Raw genomic sequence first — 19,855 nt, forward strand, 5'->3', positions numbered from 1 at the left:
CATCCGGAATTAGCCGCCCGGGTTAACATTATGAACTATTCCGTCAGATTGTAGGCAATTTACCAGCCCGATAATGGCGCCAATATAAGCTATACCTGCACCAACTGCACCAATTATAAGTCCTGCTTCGGTTTTCTTAAAGGCCATACCACCGGCTGCTGCTGCGCCACCGCAATTACTAAGCACATCCTGGAAGTAGGCTCCTGCATTTTCACCATTGAGCGAATCGGCGGGCATTGCCATACAAAATATAACACCATCTGCAATAGCTTCGGCGCCGGCCGCTATTTCTTTTTTGGGAATAAACTTAAACCCCAGATCCTTAATAATCGCCAATACCCAGGTACAGGTTTTTAAGACATAAGAATCGTGGTTTTGATCATCTTTCTTTATCGGAAAAGACAATGATGCTGTAAGCACCGAAAACCCCATGGCAATTTTGTCTAGTGTACTTAACCCTTGATTTTCACCGTCATCATCTTCCATAAAACCAATAAGGGTTAATATGCTTGCCACTACGCCCGCCACGGATGCAATACTTCCGCCTATTTTTGAATAAGCTATTGCGCCGGATGAACTCCCCGCCAGTAAAAATGGCGAGGTTTGGTCACTAAACAGATTTTTATAATAATCTGGTGATTGCATGCCATAATCATCCTGGGCAAATGGAGCATGGCCCAACATAGTTTTGGAGATAAAGGTGTATGGAATGGCAATAATGAAGGCTACTGCATTAACTATGGTCAGGTCTTCTTCTTCGCCCAATAACGATGTAAAAAATTTGTACATCGTGTTAAGGAACGGAATATCGACAATTTCTGTCAAAGCAGCCGCTAAATCGCCCGCCAGGTCTTCTAAAAATTTCAGTATTCCCAGTATAATGGTTTTTATTGGGTCGATGACCAGTTTTATCAGATCTGCTATCAATTTATAAGCATCAGCAATATTCCCCGATAATAAACCTGTAAAATCCTTAAAAAACTGTTCCAGGTCATTAATTAAAACAGAAACGGTTGGTTGTATAACATCATTAACAAATTGCTCAAACGGATTGTGGCTAACACTACCTGATGAGCCGCCGCCGAATAAGTTATTATTAAATATTTGCGAGAATATCCAATCGCCTGCCGACGAATTTAAGGGGCTATCTATTGAACCTGACTGGCTGAGCGACTGGCTGGCGATATTGGCAGGTAACACCTGTTTCAAGATCATATCTTCGGCGTTATTTAAAGTTGTTGATAAAAACGACTCCAAATCCTGCAATTTACTTTCCAGCAAACCTGCGCCATAATTAACTCCATTATTCATTAACGCAGCAATTACTTTATGAGTTTTCCAGATATCGTCTAAACCCAGCAAATGGCCTAACCAACGCAGTATAGCCTGCAGATCAATACCAATTAGTTTCAGTACCCAGTTTATTGCTTTGAATACGGTTAACAGGGTGTCCAGTACAATGGTTAATATTTTATCCGCGATGCTCAGCACAAAGTGTAGGGCATCTCCTATTTTTTAACCACGAAACTTACACCGTCTTTTAGGTAGGTAACGCCCTTTTCTACCAGTTTTATTCCGTCTTCAAAAGCTGTTTCCAGCCATTTAAAAGCATCGCCCACGGCAGTTAAAAAATCGTCGCCGATGCCGCCCGCCCTAATAAATCCGCCAGCATCGGTATGGGGTTTCCAGGTTCCGTTTTCCAACTTCATCCCAATTATAAAGTTATCCGGCAGATGCGAAAGATTAAGCTTGCCTGTTTCCCTCGTACCCTTATCCGTTAACGAAGTAAACAAGTCACCATCCTTTACCACACCTGTTTTATGGGTTGCCGCGGCGCCGGTAAGCTGGCTTAAATTAGACGAAACGCCGTCAAGGGTATCTGATGATTGTGTTTGCGTTAAAACCGGATTTCCATCAGCGTCCTTCGCATTCTGCAAGTCGGCGCCCGAGCTTATTTGCGAAAGGCCATGCTGAATTTTACCATTTGGATAAATGTTCACTATTTTATCCAAAAATGCTGCATCCAGGTGAAAAATCGGCGAGGCGATATTATCTGTCAGTTGGATGATATTGATCATCCCGCGACCATCTGTAGCCACTATTGCAGGGTTGTCCATATCGAGACTGTAAATTTTGCCATTGATATTCACAAAAAGCCACTCAGACGAAGTGATGGAGATGTTTTCGTTAGGAAGGATTTTACCATCCTGGTCGGTAATTTTTACCTTGGTAGTAAACGAATCCAGGTTGATAAGGTAATCGCTTGCTTTTACATTAATGGTTCTTTGATTCCAGATGGTTGATGTGGGGTCCTGCCAGCAATGAATAAGGTTTTCGTTCTGGTCAACCAGGTAAAGCTCATTGCTGAGTTTAATTTTATTCCTTATTGGTGCAATGTGGATTGTTTCGGTATTAAACAGGATAGGATCGTTCCATGTATATCCTGCGCTGCTCTTTTTACCATAAATATAGTAGAGGTTATTAGGGCTTACCATTGCCCAAACAGATATGCTGGATGTATCCTGGGTGATATATAACTGGTGTACATCTTTTATTTTATCAGTAACTACCTGGAAACCACCGTCCTTAATTTTACATCCGTTAAACAGAAATATACCCTGCGCTGTGCCGATGTAAAGGTCTGAGGAAATCAACATCGGGTTTGTTTGTGTACCATAGGCAGTTTGCATACAGTTATAGGCCATTTTTTGGTATTGTAGGGGTATCTCTGCATTACCGGGACTAAAATCATACACCAAACTGCCTTCAAACTTATCGGCAATGGTAGTACATTCCAATGTTTGCGAATCGCCTATGCCGTATAAAAAAAACTTGGCTTTCTGGCCGAAGGCAAAACCAATTTCAATTTCGGTGGCCTGGTGTACATTTTCCGGTAGCTCCATTTTAACGGCGGTAAAATCGGTGCCATTGATCTCGTAATAATATTCATTATCGTTTATTTTACCGGTTGCCAGTACCATGGCGTTATTATTGATGTCGGTTGTTCCCAGGCGAATGTGATCGGCAATGAAAGAAGCATCAATACCCTGCGCCTTTTTGCACAAAGCAGCGAATGTAGACCAGTCTGCATTATTCGGAATATTTTCAGCAATAAAAACATCCGTAAAGCCAGTAGTTTTAAGTGATAAAGAAAAGGCTATTGAAATCCGGCCTTTTAAATCTTCGCTGATATCAAAGGTTATGGCCTTGTCATAGTCTTTAAAACCATCCATTAAGTTGATGGACGAAAAGCCATCGACTGATCCTGCCGAAAATTGCAATAAGCGTAAAATACCATCTGCCCCAATGGTAAATATTAAGGGCTGCCCTTTGCTGTCCTGTGCCACCAGGATATTATCATTGGGTTCAATTGGCGAGGCTTTGACCTGATTTTTCATCAGTTCGCATGAAACAAGTATCTGTGCTGATTTTACATCCTGTAAACCAGTGGATGGCAATGTTAAAATGTCATTGAAATGGGTTTCCATATTTTAATAGTTGAGAAGATTAAAAACAAGCAATTAATGATCTGTTTTGTAGGTTAATGATAGGTAGAAATTAGCTTCTGAATCGATAAATGGGGTTTTGAAATAAAATACCTGTCCGCCGGGCAGTAAAATAGTAGTGCGCACCGCATTAGATAAATTGCCAAAGGCAACACCCATATTGCCGATTTGTGGAATATGTAAATCCAACAGGCCATCAAACAAGCCGGTAAAAAATCCCTGGTCGAGGCCACCTGTAAGGGCATCCAGAATTCCACCCAATATTTTACCTATCCAGGCAAAAGCCTTCGCGCATGTATTCTGATCAGAGTCAGAAGAGAGGTTGTCAATCTTACTGCTGTTCGTAACCTTTAAGGTAGGGTACCCGGATGCATCTTTTGTTGCTTCGATAGTAAACAGGCCCGACCAGTCAACCGTACCACCTGCATATGCTTTTGCTGTACAAACCCCCATGTCTTTATCAACTTCTTTATACAACTGTACATGCCCTTTCAATACAATATCAACACTTGTAGCGTTGTTGTTAAAGCTCACATCGATAGTATTTACATACTGGTCATTGCCCGAACTTACATTTGATATGGTATAGCTAATGCCCGTTGATGTAAAAGTGCGGCCTTGCTCATACGTATTTCCCGAAGTCACGTTTATATTATCTTTTATCTGATCGAATACGCCGCTCTGAAAGTTTTCATACAAGGGCCTTAATATCAGGTTTTCAACCAGGTCGTTATGCGAGATAATCATTTTGGCATTAATATCCTCATTATCACCTATCCAGTTGGTATCAAAAGTTCCGGGCGAGCCTGAAATATGGCCGAAACCGCCTTTGGTAGCCAATACAAAATTCAGGTTGCTCTTTCCTGGTATTACCGCATCACTATACATCGAATAAGTGGTGCCTACCGGTTTAAGCTCGTCAGGTACAACTTCAGTAACTGGAACCTGGGTTTGGTCTGTCTGGGCGATAGCATAGCCCAAAACGTAAGGATTGCCTGTTGCAATTAACCATTTTAAATAAAACTGCATAAACAGCACCATTTGCTCAATGCCTATGTCGCCAGAACTGCCTGCTGTGGTATGGGTTGGGTTAAACTGCAGCAAATCAACCGATTCAAAATCCATCAGCAATGAGTTTACGCTGAACATATTATCGGTAAAGTTTTTTAGCTGTGCTTCAACTAAAGGTGGTACAACTATCTTTTTGCCAATATCATCCTGCTCCAGTTTGTACAGGTCCATATTCACATCAATGCCATAAGCCCAATCAGCAATATCAAAATTGGTAAGTTGCGACATAGGCCCCTGTCCTATCCAAAACGCAGCCGTGCCCGAAACCATGTTTAAAACAAAGGTGATATCCAAACCACTGTTTGAAATATTAATCTGCGGCAGGATATTGGCATTGATATATGAGCAGCCGTCCGGAATTTGGCTTGCATCGTCCAATACTTTATAAACGTATTTTCCCTTTTCAACTGTTTGTACTAAAATAAATGAAGGGTGGATGGTACCAACTCTTGAAAGATGCGTAAGCTGATCGTTAATGGTTTGTTGAGTCATGGATACAACCATGTCAAATTGTTCAAAAATACTTGTGTTTTTCATCACGATTAAGTTTTAACTATGTTAATTAATTTGTTTTTGACAGATCGAGGTAAACGTTGCCGTCGCTATCAATAGTTGGTGATGCAGGCGATGCTGACAGCTGATAATTTGAACCCGTTGGCATAATAATGAGGCCTGTAATTACACTCGAAAAATTGTCCAGGCCGATAGAAATATCGCCAATGCCTGGTATATCAACGCTCATCGCGCCATCCAGCAGATTCGACAGCGCACCGCCATCGGTCCAAAATGTAAACAGGTCAAGAAAGCCGCCCAATATTTTGCCCATCCACGAAAAAGCATCCGCACAGGTATTGGTACCATGGTCAGAATTTTTGCTGGTAATACCGAAACTCTTATCCAAATTCAACTGCCCGTTTCTGATGCTTAATGTAACCGTTCCGGCCCATTGGATGTTGGCGCTTGCATGCGCCCTGGCTGTGCAAAAAAAGGCATCTTTCGATACTTCTTTATAAATATTAATGGCTCCGTTCATACTTAGAACAATTGAATCAGGGGCATTTTGAAGGCCAACGGTAAAGGTGTTTACATACTGGTCATCACCTCCGTTAACATTTGACATGCTGAAACTCCAGTTGCTGCCACTCACGGTTTTTGCTGCATTATAGGGCTCACCGGGGCCAACACTTACATGTTGCGAAACCTGTTGAAATACCTGCTGCTGCAAATTATTATAGAACGGAACAAGGATCAAAGCCTCCAATAAACGGAGGTGTGAAATGATTATTTTGCCATCAGGGTTGCTGTTTGCCGAAAACCAGTTGCTATCAAGTGTTGGCGAACTGCCCTGAATATTAACAAAACCGCCTTTGGTAACCATGGCGTAGTTCAGGTTGCTTGTGCCAGTGTTCACATGGTCAGTAAACATTGAATAGTTGGCTCCGGTTGGCGTTAGTTCGGCCGGGATATTTTGCGAAAATGTGCTATTATTATTTGCATTGGCATTATAGCCTAATATGTACGGATTGCCGCTGGCTGATAAATGTTCAAAATAAAAGCTCATAAACTCCGTCATTTCTGCCGGGCACGAAGTTTCAGCCGGTATGGTACTTTTCAGGTCTGTAGAAACAAAATCCATAAAAAGGCAGCTTATTGAAAGGTTATCAGCACTGAAGTTATTGAGCTGCTCTGCTACCAACGGCGAAGGTATCTTTGTGCCATCGGGCTTAAATTCCGAAAGATCGAGGTTAACGTTAAAGCCATACTTCCATCCCGTCATATCATACTGTTTAAGTTCAGCCAAGGGGCCAAAGCCATTTTTATCAATAAATGAGGCTTTGCCGGCATCAAAATTTAATACCAGAACTATATTGCTGCCAGATTGATCTATACGTACACCAGGTGTAATATTTCCGCTGATGTACTCCGCTCCGGTCGGGACCTGGCTTTCGCTATCCCATACCGTATAGTTATAATTACCGCTATTGTCTGCGGTTCTTGATAATACTACCGTTGGCTTGATTGTTCCACCGGTAACGAGTTTTTTGAGTTCCTGATTTAGCGTATCTTCCGTAAAAGACACCACCATATCATACTGATTAAAGATGAGTTTGTTTTCCATGATTTTAAGGGCTTGAAATATCTGTTGGTTTTGATTGTATTTTAAGGTTCAGGATATGGCACACCTGCGGCCATAGCGTTTTGATGCTTTACAGGCAGCGGTATTGGGTTCGGTTGTATTAAAAGAGTTGTGCTAATCAAGTGGTTCAGCCGCTTGCCTGGTTTTTTGTTTTCATCACGTTTTTCTATTAAGCCGATTCGTGCTCCGCTTAATTTTCTCAAATTAACACGATAAGAAACATCTGTTTAACCGAAAAAATACGGGAAAGTAAAACCAGGTAGAACTACGTGGTTGCTAAATGGATGAATATCATTTTAGCACAGGTTTAAATATTTAATATGCTTTATATCGTTAATACAGCAATCTAATTACAGCATTTCTGATATTTAGAGGGCAGCTTTTAACAGTCAGGTCTTTGGAATAACAAAAGAAAGTCAGATTGAATTACTTGTAACTGATCGTTATCCCCAAACAATAATTTTAACCTGGGCCACATGCTTATCCTCCATATTTGTTCTGCCAACTTGTTTGCCAAATCATTCAATTACTTAATTTACTTATCTAGGCTAAGGGGCTGTTTTCCCTGTTCAAGGAGCTATAAACAATTGAAATGACCATTAGCACTTTTCTTAAAAAGACTGTAAAATGATAAGTAATGAGAATAAATAGTGGATTTCTGCAATGGAAAGTTACCAACCGTTCGTCTAGAAATTACAGGCGTTGGTCTAGCGGTTACCTACACTGGTATAATACCGGGTTTTTGCCTGCAACGTTTGGTGGCTCGTTGCGTCTTAATATCAAAACAAGAACAAAAAACTTAAAATATAAAAGATATGAAAACTTTAGCAAAAACATTATTCGCAGCAGCATTAACAGCAGTAGTATTTACTTCATCAGCCATGGCAACTTTTGCCACTGAGCCCGTTAAAGTAGAAACAAAAACTGCTTCATTATCAAAATTCAACAGAATCTGGGTAAGCGGTAACGTTAAAATCGTCTTAACCCAGGGCGATAAACAAAACGTAGCCGGTGCAAGCAATTATGACGCTGCAAAAACCTCCGTATCAACTGATGGAAAAACCTTATTTATCAACTCGTTAGAAACCAGCCAGGTAACGCTGAATGTTACTGTAAATGATTTAGAAAGAATTGAAGCTTATGGCCAATCAGTGGTGGTAACCAGCAATAATTTCGATGTAAAATACCTTCAGTTATTTTTGTATCAAAGTGCTACCGCGAAAATCAAAACAACAGCAGGCAGTTTATATACTATCGTTAAGGATGATGCGGTATTAAAATTAAGTGGTACTGCTGGTGAAAGTACAATGATTGCCAGCAACAAGAAAAATGTAAAATTAGCTGACTTTGCCAGTCTTAAATCAGCATCATACACATCTGAAGCAATCATGGAAGCAGAGCAGAACGCAATGGTTCTGGCGAAATAAAAAATATCAATCAAATAGGTTAAAGCTGCCCATTTGGGTGGCTTTTTTTGTTTAAGGGAGTAGTTTCATGAATATTTCTGTATCACGCGAAACCATAAGATCGCATGTTTAAAAATGAGCATGATCGGTTTTTACATCTAACAGGTAATCTTGGTTTTAAGCTGGTAATTATTATTTTTGATGCAATGCAACCTTCCTCATTTTCCTTACGTCTTTGTTTTAAGCCCCAACCTTAAACCAATTGAAAATGAACCGCACTATTCTATCCTTACTCCTTTTCTCAGTAACCACTGCATTCGCCCAAAAGCAGCTTAAAATTGTTAAGGCAACTTCTACCAGTGTTGATATCAAAGATGATAATTACCCGGTCAGAAAGAACGCCTGGACGGTTATGCCTAAAGAAAAATTAGATGTATATAGCACCTCGGCCAAAAAAGTAACTTTTTATACCGACCAGGAATCCATATCATTCAATGTCGATCCAAAGGTTGGGGAATATGATTTTATTATCCTGGTTAATGGAACCGATACCGCAAGAACACAGGTAAAATATGATGCAAAGGCTCCCAGCAGGAGACCCATTGCCTACCTGGATACACTTCAAAAGGCGGGAAAATACAACCTTTCAGACAGACGTGAAGTCCCGGTATTTACCTACCAATCCATGGATAACTCCAATCTGGTGCGCATCAGAACAGACCTCAGGCTAGATTCTGTCGCGGGCAAAGGAAACGAGCTTTCTAAAATTTTCAACCTGATGCACTGGGTACATAATCTGATCAGGCATGATGGGAACAGCGGTAACCCTACCCTTAAAAATGCAATTGAGCTGATTAGGGTGTGCAGGGAGCAAAACCGCGGGGTAAACTGCCGTATGCTGGCCACAGTGCTTAACGAATGTTACCTCGCTATGGGCATTACTTCCAGATACATTACCTGCATGCCAAAAGAAACCAATTTTGATGATTGCCATGTAATTAATATGGTATACAGTAAAGACCTTAAGAAGTGGATCTGGATTGACCCTACCTTTGATTCGTATGTGATGGATGAAAAAGGCAATCTGCTCGGTGTACAGGAAGTAAGAGAACGATTGGTAAAAGGTATGCCGCTGGTATTAAATGCAGATGCAAACTGGAACCGTACCGCATTACAATCTAAGGAATATTACCTGCAAACCTATATGGCAAAAAATCTTTACCGCCTTGAAACTCCCGTGATGAGCCAGTATGATACCGAAACCTGGACCAGCGGAAAAGAAGTGGCCTATGTAGAACTGTTGCCACTGGATGGTATTGTTCAGGGGCCTCAGAAGAGGGAATCAACCAATCAGAAAACCGGGGTTAAGTTTATCAATTATAAAACCAATAATCCTGAACTGTTCTGGACTACACCAAAATAATTTTGATGTAAAATACAGAAATAGCCCATTTGGGTATGCTTAAGAAGGAAATTCAAAAAACCTATAATTAATAGCCACGCTGGTTTTGATGAGGTTTTATGAATTTAAAGAGATAAAATGTGTATTCGTTTAAGCATATCTTTTTTCGAACTCCATCACTTCCATTCGGTTCTAAAAATTAAATCTAAATTTTATTGCCTATAATTTTCTCTTTACGGTTTTCCGTAAGGATTGCCGTTGCCATGCTTATACTTTTGATCAGCTAAACAATACTAAAAGCACTAAAATGTATAAATTATGAAAACAGGCAATACCCAGAACTTTATCGGGCTAATGGGATTATTGGGACTATTTGCAATTTCAGCGTGTAAAGGTTCTGGAGGATCCCAATCAGAAGATCCATTCGCGGCTACAAATTTTAACCTTTATGATCAGGATTTAGGAAAGCGTATCGAAGCGTACCATAACGTTAATACTCCAGGCAGTGAAACCAAAAAAGGTACACCGGCACTTTATATTGATTTCTCATCTGGAATAAATAAGGCTTTTAGTGATCCAACGATCAAAAGCATGATGTCGGCCTGCTTCAACACCGTTCTCACTCAACAGTTTGAAGTATATAAATTAGGTTCCAATAAAATATCATTATTAAAAGTAACCAATACAACTGAATTGGGCCAACAGGTAAGCGATCCAAAACAATACGCTGATATTTGGGCACCATTGCAATCAACTGTAGAAAAAATTGTTGACGGTAACAGTGATGCGCTCCTGATTACCGATTTTGAAGAGTGGCAAAAAAACATAGAAGTGACCAATACGGCTTTTCTTAAAATACCCTTCTCCAAATGGCTCGAAAAAGGGAATGCTGTCCATTTTTTTATTGCAGATTATAAAGAAGGTAAGGTGAATAAACACCTTTATTTTACCATATTCAGCTGTGGCAATCCGGATGCAGGAAGTATGATTTCAAAACTCGAATCAAAACTTTCGCCATCAACTATCAGGTTTGATTTATCGAACAGTGCTTATCAACTATCAACCGGATATCCGTCAGAAAAATCAGGTGGTATTTTTTATGATGAAAGTGCAAAATCAGATAAAGCCAAAAATGTACTCGATTTAAAAGAGGGTTACGTTAACGGCCTTAAAAACGGGAAAAACTACGAATTTTATCCACTCGGCTTAGACTGGAAAAACATTGATCAACTGCACAGCACTTATGCCGGCCAAAACCAGTTTAACGATTTCTTCCGGAAACTTTTTATCGATCTGAGTAATGAGGATAGTTACACTTTTGGAAATTTCAGTGTAAAAGTTTCGGATGTGACCACCGATTTCGAAAATTTTACAAAAGCAGAAGAAGCTAAAAAACACCAACCCAAATTAAGCAAAGGAAATAATGGCGAGGCTAAGTTTTCTGATCAGGAAAAGGATGCAATTGCACTGGCATGCTACAATACCGACGGAAAATTAAAGGCACAATGGGTTTATAAAACACAGGCATCAAGCCGGCTTAATGAGGTTTTTACCCTCAACCAAAGCCTTTTTACCAATACCAGGGCATCTAATCCAAAACATGTAGAATTTGGTGTTGCTTTCGACCCTAAATTCAGCGTAGCCAACATCCATAATCCTGATGGATTAGTTAAGGTAGATATTTTATCAAACACGCCACACCAAATCTACAAGGCGCTAAAATAGCCAAATTCGAATGGCTAAACGCTAAAAACACCCCTAATACTGCTTTAGCAGAATCGATCAAAAATACCTTGCAGGAGCTTAAACCTGTAGATAAAGTAGTGTATTCGTACTATATCAAAACTAAACAGTAATCCAACATCATTAAAATAAATTCTAAAATGGAATCAACGTCAGCTTACATCATCTCGATCATTACCGCATTGATCTTTCTTCTTTTATCGGCCATCATTGCAAACGCCATCAAGTTTGAAGGGGGAACAATCCAAAAGACCCACAGGCACGTAAAACCTGGTTTTGGATATTGGCCATCTTAAATCCGGCAGTATGTTTTTTACTGGGTTATTATGCATTCAAGCCTGATGCAAATATTATGGTTGTAAATAATTATGTAACCGCCCTGAGTATCGGTACAGCTATCGGTTTCGTCATCTACATCATCATCGGTTTTGTAATGAGCAAAATATTTTCCACCGGAAAAATCGGACACTGGTTTTAATCCCTAATCAAAATATCAATGGATAAATTATTCGTAATCGCCATAGGTGGTACCGGGATGCGTTGTTTGGAAGCCTTTACCCACTTGTGTGGAATCGGGATGTTCGACAATCAGGAAATCGAAATCCTCACGCTCGATACCGATCAGAATAACGGAAATAAGGGCCGGGTTGAAGAACTGATCGGCCTTTACAACCGGGTTAAAACAACCGGTACCAGTGTAGGCGGAACACCAAATGCAAATACTTTCTTTTCAGCCAAACTGAATTTACACCGGTTTTTCACAAATTATGCTGGCCCTGGAAGAGAAACTTATAAAAACATTACCAAAATTACCACAGGTTCGCCCGAGCAGCAGAAAGCCAATAAATTAATCTCTGATCTGTTTTTAGATAATAGTTCGGTACAGGAATTTGCTTTAGATCATGGCTACCGGGCACAAACCCACTTAGGTTCTATGCTGATGTACCACGGCATAGTAGAAGCCGCCCGCAATATCATCAAAGGTGCAACAGTACAATCGCAGGAGCGCGAACTGGACACTTTTATGGGCAAACTGGAGGGCGCTGGGGCAAATGCCAGGGTTTTTATTTTTGGTTCTATATTCGGTGGTACAGGTGCATCATCTATCCCGGTAATCCCCAAAGCACTCCAGGATTTTGTAAAAATCCGTTCTAACGGTAATGCAAGTATCGATTTCGCCAAGGCCAAATTTGGTTCTACTTTATTAACGGAGTATTTCACTTTCAATAAACCCGATGATAAACAGAAAGCCAGTAAAGCCAATAGTGTAATCGCAGATTCATCGTTTTTTCCACTAAACAGTCAGGCAGCCTTGCAGTTTTACCAAAGCGACCCTACCGTTCAGAAATGTTATAAACTGCTTTACCACATTGGCTGGCCAATAGAAAGCAAAAAAATTGATAGCAACAATGTTTCCAATCAGACTATTACCGGTGGCAGCGAACAGAAAAACCCCTGCCACATTACAGAGTTGTTATGTGCCTGTGCCGCTTACGATTTTTTTACCCGAAATGATGGTTTTAACAGCGCAAAGGCCGATTACCTTTATAAAGCGGTAGAATTTAAAGATAATTCGTTCAACTTCTCTTTTGACGACTTTATTGGCAACGAAAATAAATCGGGTGAAATATTTGTAAACAAACTGGGTGCATTTTTCTCCCTGGCACATATTTCTTTAACCAAAAACGGTGGCGCTTTTGATGATGGTGGTATAAAGGGTTTCATCAAACAGTGCGAAAACCAAAAACTGAACCAATACAGTACCATTACCGATGCGGAGTGTAAAGACATCAACGAATATTTTAAACTTTTTGCCTACACCTTTAAAGATGCCAAATTTATACCAGGCTGGCTTTATCAGGTGAGGAACTCCGTTGCCCCTGGCAGGTTCCTTTTCGATAGCAAGGCATTCCCGGATAATCCTTCCGAACTTAAAAACTGGATGTGGGCACCATTTTCCTGGATGAAAAACACCACTGGAGTAAAGGCGGACTTTTCAGAGACCGTTATGATCTTTTTGTCGAAAAACTGATCAATACCAATCCCAAAGACGAGCAAAAGGTAAATACTACCAAAGAGAAATTCCTCGCGCACATTTTTAATGCACTTACCATTTCACAAAACTTCGATATAAACTAAAGAACCATGTCTGATAAAAGAATCAAAGCACTGGCGATAAAAGTTCATCCCAAAACAGAGCCGAACGGAGTCGAATTTGTCTGGGATAAAATTCCCCAGCTTGAAGTATTTACCAAAAACATCCTGATTCCCGAAATCGCTGTAGATCAGGACGGTAATTCTGCTGTTAATATCGGAACAATTGTATCTGGCATACCTTCTGTATTTGCCCGTGCTAATTTATTCAAAAATGCCATAGATAATATCCGCGATAAAGACGCAGAAGCATCAGGGTTAATGTTATTCTATAAGTCCCTGATCAGCGAATGGAAAGGATTGATCAGCTGTATAGCCTTAAACTATAAAGATATCGAAGCAAATAGAATTCATCTATCTTATTCAGATGGCCGGCATTTAAATGCAACTGCAAATATATACGAGCCTACCGGTGCATTTGGCAATATGTTGTTTGAGCGGAAACCTTTGTGGTGCGATCAATCATTGGCCAATAATGCAGATAGAATACCCTTTATTGATGTCATTTCCTTTAAAGGCAACGTGATCGGTGGAACCTCTCCTGATAGTTTTGTTTTTACATCGGTATCGTACCAGATTAAAGAAAAATTCCCTTTCATCAACGTACAGAACGGAAAATTTATCGATCCTTTACAGTCAGAAATTAACCCGCAGGAACTATCTACCCTGTATGGTTATGCCAAACACATTTTAGAAAACATTGAAAAGTTCAGGTTAAATTATGCCGGAGTAGAAGAACTGATCAGACCTGAATATGGAAATATTTCGACCTGTATCCAAGCCTGGATGAACGATATGGTCATTTATCAGCAGGCAAAGGGATATCCAAAACTTGATAAATCTACATCGCCCGAAGTTGGCTCTTTATTCAATTATCCTTTTGGCCTGCTTTTCAATTATTCAACAGAATTATACGGTTCGGAGGGGATTATCTATAACGAATTGAAAGAAGGAAGTATCCTGTTCGATCCGAAAGATTTACTGCTTCCGGATACTACCGAGATTGCCCAGATCGATTTTGGCAGGGAAGGTATGGAAACCCGGAACTTTCTAAAATCAAAACCCATATTGCTACTGGCCGCCGAAACCAAAGGCCAGCTGAACAGCTATGCTTATTTTACCCTGCCATTAACGCCACTGGCACTAAATGTTTTTGGTGCCACACTTGATGCATTGGTGGGTATTTCAGAATCATCAAACGTAAAATCGAGGATTACCGCCATTTACGACCCAGCAGATAAAGACGGAGAACGTTTAATCGTTCAGTTAAAACTATATACCGAAACCGGAAATGAGATTGTTAAAGAGGTAATTTACAGGGTAACCTCCGAATCGATCAGCGGTAAAGACATTTTAATGTGGCCCAATTTTATTTCCAAACAATGGAACCGCTATTTTCTGTATTCTGAAATACCACATAACGATGCCAAGTTTCAGGCTACGCCATTTATAGGAAATGTGGATGACGATTTTTTCAGGATCGTACTGGATGAAAAGGGTATTCCTTTATACCTGGCTAATAATGGAAAGGCAGCAGTAATCTCCGAAAAATATGGCAACATTAAAGCGCAGTTGCATATCGCATCCAATAATGCGGTTGCCGACAATAAATACAAATACGAGATATACGAAAGCAACAAACCTTTTAAAGGCGTAAAATTTGCCCATGCAGGGGTTGATTGTGGTTTTGGAATTATCCGTTACGATGGATCGGGCAATACGCAGGCTTTACCGGTGAATATGTTAAACGCGCCAAGGACATTGTCGCCAGCCTTTTTAGGTGTCGATTTTGGCAGTACTAATTCTTCTATTGCTTACTTTTCCGATCAGCGGAACGAGGTTTGCGAAAACCTGAAACTCACCAATAAAAGGGTATCATTGCTGGCTACAGACAGCAAAAACAATGATGAAAGGCCTGCGGTGGAAGATGAAATCTTCTTTTTTCAGAACGATGAAATCCTTACTAATTCCATCAAATCTGTATTAACCATACACGATTCGAGAAGAGTGGTAAACGATGGCAACATCCAGGTTAACTCCTTAATGGCGCAGGCCGTAAAAGGTGGTTTCCCCTGTTTTGAAAAAACCTACCCATTGAAAATGCAGAAAACAACAGGTACATTTTAGGTTATAACCGGATTGGCAGGGCCGAGCTGGTGTACAACATGAAATGGTCTACCCAGCAGATTGACAAGAGCTACAAAACCGCCTATTTAAGTACCCTATTGCTTCATGTGTATGCGCAGTTATTTATTGAAGGGCATGAGCCGCATACACTAAAATGGTCATACCCCTCATCAATGGGTAAAGAATTATTAAGCGAATACAGGGGGATATGGGATTCGCTTAAAGAAATATCACCGATTGAAAGCAATGTTAAATTAAAAACCTTCCCTCCTTCCGATCTTTCTGATATAGGCGATACGTCGGGTAACAGCAGCTGGGGATCTCCCGTAGCTCAATCGGGTGGTTGGGGCAGCCAGGATTCAGCACCTGCAGCCACAACATCAGCATGGGGTTCGACAGACACCGGCAATAGTGGCTGGGGCGAACAAGCCAAAACAGCCGTTGCTACTGGATGGGGCAACGAGGCTAAAAAACACTTACAGCGGTAGATATCAAAACAGAAACCGGCCCGGTGAGGTTCGATTTCAAAAAGTTAAGCAATGAAGAATCTTTATCCGAAGCCTGTGCTGTAGCCAATTACCTGGTCCGTCCGAATGGGGGTTACTCCATTAATCCCGGAGAACTGGTGCTTTGTTTCGATATTGGTGGCAGTACAACGGATATTACCGCATTGTGCCAGATGGAAGGTGGAAAGGCAATGATCAAACAGAACTCCATTCGTTTCGCCGCCGAACGTGTGGCACAGGCAACCAAATTTTCGCCCAACTTTAAAAATGTACTGCTCAGGATTTGTGAAAAGAAAAAAATATCGATCCAGGGTTTAAATTCAGGCACGCCTAAATTTAACGAAAATACTGCACCCTATTATTTCGAACAGGTTGTTGACCGTTTAGAAGCTTCGGATTTTGAAACTTTTTATCTTTTAATCGCTGCCGAGTGTAAAGAAATGATGAGCATTAACCTTTACGTTACCGGTTTGATTATGTTTTACGCAGGCCAACTGGCTTATAAACTGAGGAATGAAATTGTTAAATCAGAAGATGCACCACCAGCCGTTAAAGCCATCCCGCCTAAAATAAAAATTGCATTTGCTGGTAAAGGAGCAAGGATATTCGACTGGTTTACCGCGGTAAATCCGGCCGCAGCAGATGATTATTATACACAGATGTTTATCAGGGGAATGGGCGGGGAAGCAGTGGCCAAACAAACCATTAGTCCGATTACCACAAGCCCTTTAAAAATAATCGATATCAATTCGCAGCGCGGAACAGATAATGCGGATGTTAAATACGAAGTATCGAAAGGTTTGGCCATCCCAACCAATATCACCAGCATTCTGGTGCCCACCAACAAACAGGCCATTGAGATCCTGGGCGAAGATAATTTCTGTGTGGTTACGCCAAATGGCGAATTTAAATACCTCGAATCAACCAATTCCATTACGCCTGAGATGCTGGAACACATTGGCAATCATTTTATCTGCCTGCCACAGGAAGGCAAACCACACTGTCCAAGGTTTATGGATTTTGCTGATCTGTTTTACAAGGTATCATCCAGCATGTTCGGTTTAAAAATGAATGCGACAGATTTTATGGCGGGTTTCCAGGATATGAACATCGAGAACTACATCAAAGGAGAGCCCGATTTTATCAAAGCACAAAAGCGGAAACACGATGATCAGAAAGATTTCGATTATGTAGCGCCGATCATCATTCTGGAAGGGATGAAATTCTTTGAAAAACACCTGCTTAAAGGCATTCAAAAACAATAGTAACGATGGGATTCTGTGTATTGGCAAAAATATCGAAGCGGACGGTTACTTTCTGGTATCAAGCCGACGGTAACCCTTATGCCCCATTAAAAATGAGGGAATCGAACGAGATTCCCTTATACTTTTATGTAAATGGCAACGATTTTGTTTTTGGTGCCGCCGCCAGGGAACGCTTTTACAAAAACGATCCTTATGCTTATGGCAATTATTTCGAAATTGTAAAAGATCCGGCTAAACATTTCAGTATATATGGCAACAAAAAACCTGTTAAACAGCTATTTTATTATGGTTTTGAACAATACTTATCACACTTTTTAAACACCGTATTATACAAATCAGATTCTATCGAATCGTACAGGCAGCAGTTTCCATTACGCTTTTTATTTGATGATGATATTGAAGACAATGAGAAATCGCTGATCGAAAACCTGTTTCAGGAGGCCGGCTATTTTAATTTAGACCGCATTGCTTATCACAATACCCTTTTTAATATACTTGCCCAAAAGCAGATTTTATCAAACAACAAGGCTATTTTATTCATGAATGGCATTGATGATGTACTTTATTTAAACCTTTACAAAAATAGTAAGGCTGAAGCGCTTGGATCGGCCAAACTGCCAGGTCAGGGTGCCGACCCCAGGGTAAAAATACTGGCCGATATGATTGTAGAATATATCATCCTGCAAAACTCTTATCTGTCGGTTAATAAAGATGCCGAAATCGCTTTCCTGCTGCCGTTCAGTGCGGCTTTACTTCAAAACATCAGTCCGATTATTAAAGGTGAAGCCGAACTATCTGATGGAAACCGGTATTGGTTTAATGTAAGGGAAAAAACCTGAACGACAGGCTGCAATATTATACCAATGACGGGATGATTTTTACGGCGATAGACGATTTGTTAAGGGCAAACAGTTTACAGGCCGATGGAGTAATGATCCTGCTTGGATCAGAAGAAATCAGCACCGCGTATTTTTCTGATAAACTGCTAAAAAGGTATCATCATGTTATGGCATTGCAGCCAGTTGATGTTAAACATACCATGCTGGCCATTTTCCAAACAATTGCCAATGCCGGTTACAGTGTTAAAGCAAAAGTACCTAATGCGCCTCCCGTACTGCCGTGGCCAGCCCTTCCAACACCAAAAATGCCTCCGCCGTTACCACCCAAAAAGCAAAGCGATGTTCCAAAACCGGTAAACATCCCCAGGTTGCCCGAAATAAAAGTACCGCAAAACACTAAAAACAATCCCGTAAAACCACCGCCTTTACCTCCAAAAAAAAGTTAGGGCATATAACATCTAAAACTTAACAAAATGGCTATACAAATAGAAAAAAGAAAACCCGTTTCCCTGATCAGTGAAGAACCGGACTTAAAACGCATTATTGCCGGCCTGGGCTGGGATACCGCTGTTGTAAACGGACACCCGGTAGATCTCGACCTCTCCCTGTTTATGCTGGGCGAAAACGGCAAACTGCTTGCCGATGAATACTTTGTTTTTTATAACAACAACACGAGCCCTGATGGTTCTACCCATTACCCGGGCGATAGCAGGGGTGGCGAAGGCGATGGAGATGATGAAGTAATCCATATCGATTTATCCAAAATAGATCCGAAAGTGGAGTTCCTTTATTTCGCAGTAACCATTGATCAGAGTGAAGAAAGAGGCCACCACTTTGGCCACGTTCAAAACTCCTATATCAATATCAGGAACAATTCTGATAAATCGGTTTTATGCCAGTACCTGCTCAAAGAGGAATTTACAAACGAAGATTCCCTGATGATTGCTTCAGTTTCCAGAAACGGGGGAGCATGGAATGTTGAGGCCCTTGGCCAGGCCTTTTCCGGCGGTTTAAATACACTAATAGAATTATATCAATAGATGAGCAGTTTTAATTTAAATAAGGGAGACAGGTTCTCTCTTTCCAAAGCAGCACCCGGACTCACCATTGTAAAAATAGGAATGGGCTGGGATCCTAACGAAGAACCCGGTGGTCCGGAGTTCGACCTCGATGTTTCTGCCTTTTCGATAGGCAGTGATTTTAAAATCCCTTCTGATTCTTATTTTACCTTTTATGGACAGATCCGTATAGGTAATAAAATTGAGGATAAGATAGAAAAAGGTCTCTTTAGGCCATTTACTGAAGATGGTGCAATTACTGGCGCCATTGATGATCCGGACGGGAGCAGAAGTGAAGGCGATGACGATGAAGATATGTTTATCGATTTATCCAAAGTCAGCGATAAAATCGAGCAGATTATTATATGTTGCACGATCTGTAAATATCCTCACGACAATAAAAAAGACAGAAGAACATTAGACCTGAATTTTGGAAAAGTGAACGACTGTTACATCAGGATTGTGGATGAAAGCAATGGTTCTGAAATATTGCGTTACGACCTTAAAGACCAATATACCAATGAAGATGCCGTAGAATTTGGACGTTTGTTCCGTGCTGGCGAGAGTTGGGAGTTTGAAGCGATGGGCAGGGCGCATACTGGCAGTTTGCAAACTTTAGTTGATATGTACACCTAAAAAAA

The 19,855-nt window shown here is 40.7% G+C and carries 17 protein-coding genes; 13 read left to right on the forward strand and 4 right to left on the reverse strand.

Annotated elements, in window-relative coordinates:
* Positions 1 to 9 precede the first annotated feature (9 nt).
* Genes ACQ86H_RS00700 through ACQ86H_RS00715 form a run of 4 tightly spaced genes read right to left on the reverse strand, consistent with a single transcriptional unit; the run spans position 10 to position 6,696 of the window.
* Positions 10 to 1,491, reverse strand: coding sequence for a hypothetical protein (locus ACQ86H_RS00700; RefSeq protein WP_431293520.1), 1,482 nt, complete (start codon positions 1,489 to 1,491; stop codon positions 10 to 12).
* 17 nt (positions 1,492 to 1,508) lie between these two features.
* The gene (locus ACQ86H_RS00705) at positions 1,509 to 3,488 is read right to left on the reverse strand and encodes a hypothetical protein (RefSeq protein ID WP_431293521.1); all 1,980 of its coding nucleotides are present in this window, start codon (positions 3,486 to 3,488) and stop codon (positions 1,509 to 1,511) included.
* 33 nt (positions 3,489 to 3,521) lie between these two features.
* Positions 3,522 to 5,114 carry a hypothetical protein gene (locus tag ACQ86H_RS00710; RefSeq protein WP_138819110.1) on the reverse strand — a complete coding sequence of 531 codons (1,593 nt, stop codon included), beginning with the start codon at positions 5,112 to 5,114 and terminating at the stop codon, positions 3,522 to 3,524.
* 25 nt (positions 5,115 to 5,139) lie between these two features.
* Positions 5,140 to 6,696, reverse strand: coding sequence for a hypothetical protein (locus ACQ86H_RS00715; protein ID WP_431293522.1), 1,557 nt, complete (start codon positions 6,694 to 6,696; stop codon positions 5,140 to 5,142).
* An 833-nt stretch (positions 6,697 to 7,529) separates the two neighbouring features.
* On the opposite strand from ACQ86H_RS00715, the gene ACQ86H_RS00720 reads away from it, so the two are divergent.
* The 13 genes from ACQ86H_RS00720 to ACQ86H_RS00780 all read left to right on the forward strand — a co-directional run bounded on the left by ACQ86H_RS00720 (position 7,530) and on the right by ACQ86H_RS00780 (position 19,850).
* The gene (locus ACQ86H_RS00720) at positions 7,530 to 8,141 is read left to right on the forward strand and encodes a GIN domain-containing protein (RefSeq protein WP_431293523.1); all 612 of its coding nucleotides are present in this window, start codon (positions 7,530 to 7,532) and stop codon (positions 8,139 to 8,141) included.
* A gap of 247 nt (positions 8,142 to 8,388) precedes the next feature.
* A complete protein-coding gene (locus ACQ86H_RS00725; protein WP_138819107.1) occupies positions 8,389 to 9,543 on the forward strand; it encodes a transglutaminase domain-containing protein in 1,155 nt (384 codons plus the stop codon).
* Between the two features lie 297 nt (positions 9,544 to 9,840).
* Positions 9,841 to 11,247: a hypothetical protein gene (locus tag ACQ86H_RS00730; protein ID WP_431293524.1), complete on the forward strand. Its 1,407-nt coding sequence runs from the start codon at positions 9,841 to 9,843 to the stop codon at positions 11,245 to 11,247.
* 158 nt (positions 11,248 to 11,405) lie between these two features.
* Positions 11,406 to 11,561: a hypothetical protein gene (locus ACQ86H_RS00735; protein ID WP_431293525.1), complete on the forward strand. Its 156-nt coding sequence runs from the start codon at positions 11,406 to 11,408 to the stop codon at positions 11,559 to 11,561.
* Complete coding sequence (locus tag ACQ86H_RS00740; RefSeq protein WP_431293526.1) at positions 11,549 to 11,743, forward strand: hypothetical protein; 195 nt, start codon at positions 11,549 to 11,551, stop codon at positions 11,741 to 11,743. The genes ACQ86H_RS00735 and ACQ86H_RS00740 overlap by 13 nt, the downstream gene beginning before the upstream one ends.
* 18 nt (positions 11,744 to 11,761) lie before the next feature.
* Positions 11,762 to 13,297 carry a hypothetical protein gene (locus ACQ86H_RS00745; RefSeq protein WP_431293527.1) on the forward strand — a complete coding sequence of 512 codons (1,536 nt, stop codon included), beginning with the start codon at positions 11,762 to 11,764 and terminating at the stop codon, positions 13,295 to 13,297.
* 113 nt (positions 13,298 to 13,410) lie between these two features.
* Complete coding sequence (locus ACQ86H_RS00750; protein ID WP_431293528.1) at positions 13,411 to 15,546, forward strand: hypothetical protein; 2,136 nt, start codon at positions 13,411 to 13,413, stop codon at positions 15,544 to 15,546.
* A gap of 38 nt (positions 15,547 to 15,584) precedes the next feature.
* A complete protein-coding gene (locus ACQ86H_RS00755) occupies positions 15,585 to 16,034 on the forward strand; it encodes a hypothetical protein (RefSeq protein WP_431293529.1) in 450 nt (149 codons plus the stop codon).
* 23 nt (positions 16,035 to 16,057) lie between these two features.
* On the forward strand, positions 16,058 to 17,317 hold the full coding sequence (locus ACQ86H_RS00760) for a hypothetical protein (RefSeq protein WP_431293530.1): 1,260 nt from the start codon (positions 16,058 to 16,060) through the stop codon (positions 17,315 to 17,317).
* Between the two features lie 5 nt (positions 17,318 to 17,322).
* On the forward strand, positions 17,323 to 18,156 hold the full coding sequence (locus ACQ86H_RS00765; RefSeq protein ID WP_431293531.1) for a hypothetical protein: 834 nt from the start codon (positions 17,323 to 17,325) through the stop codon (positions 18,154 to 18,156).
* A 32-nt stretch (positions 18,157 to 18,188) separates the two neighbouring features.
* Positions 18,189 to 18,602 carry a hypothetical protein gene (locus tag ACQ86H_RS00770; RefSeq protein WP_431293532.1) on the forward strand — a complete coding sequence of 138 codons (414 nt, stop codon included), beginning with the start codon at positions 18,189 to 18,191 and terminating at the stop codon, positions 18,600 to 18,602.
* Between the two features lie 27 nt (positions 18,603 to 18,629).
* On the forward strand, positions 18,630 to 19,196 hold the full coding sequence (locus ACQ86H_RS00775; RefSeq protein WP_431293533.1) for a TerD family protein: 567 nt from the start codon (positions 18,630 to 18,632) through the stop codon (positions 19,194 to 19,196).
* Positions 19,197 to 19,850: a TerD family protein gene (locus ACQ86H_RS00780; RefSeq protein ID WP_431293534.1), complete on the forward strand. Its 654-nt coding sequence runs from the start codon at positions 19,197 to 19,199 to the stop codon at positions 19,848 to 19,850. It begins immediately after the preceding gene.
* Positions 19,851 to 19,855 lie beyond the last annotated feature (5 nt).

It is taken from the genome of Pedobacter sp. P26, from assembly GCF_050632135.1.
Lineage (GTDB): Bacteria > Bacteroidota > Bacteroidia > Sphingobacteriales > Sphingobacteriaceae > Pedobacter.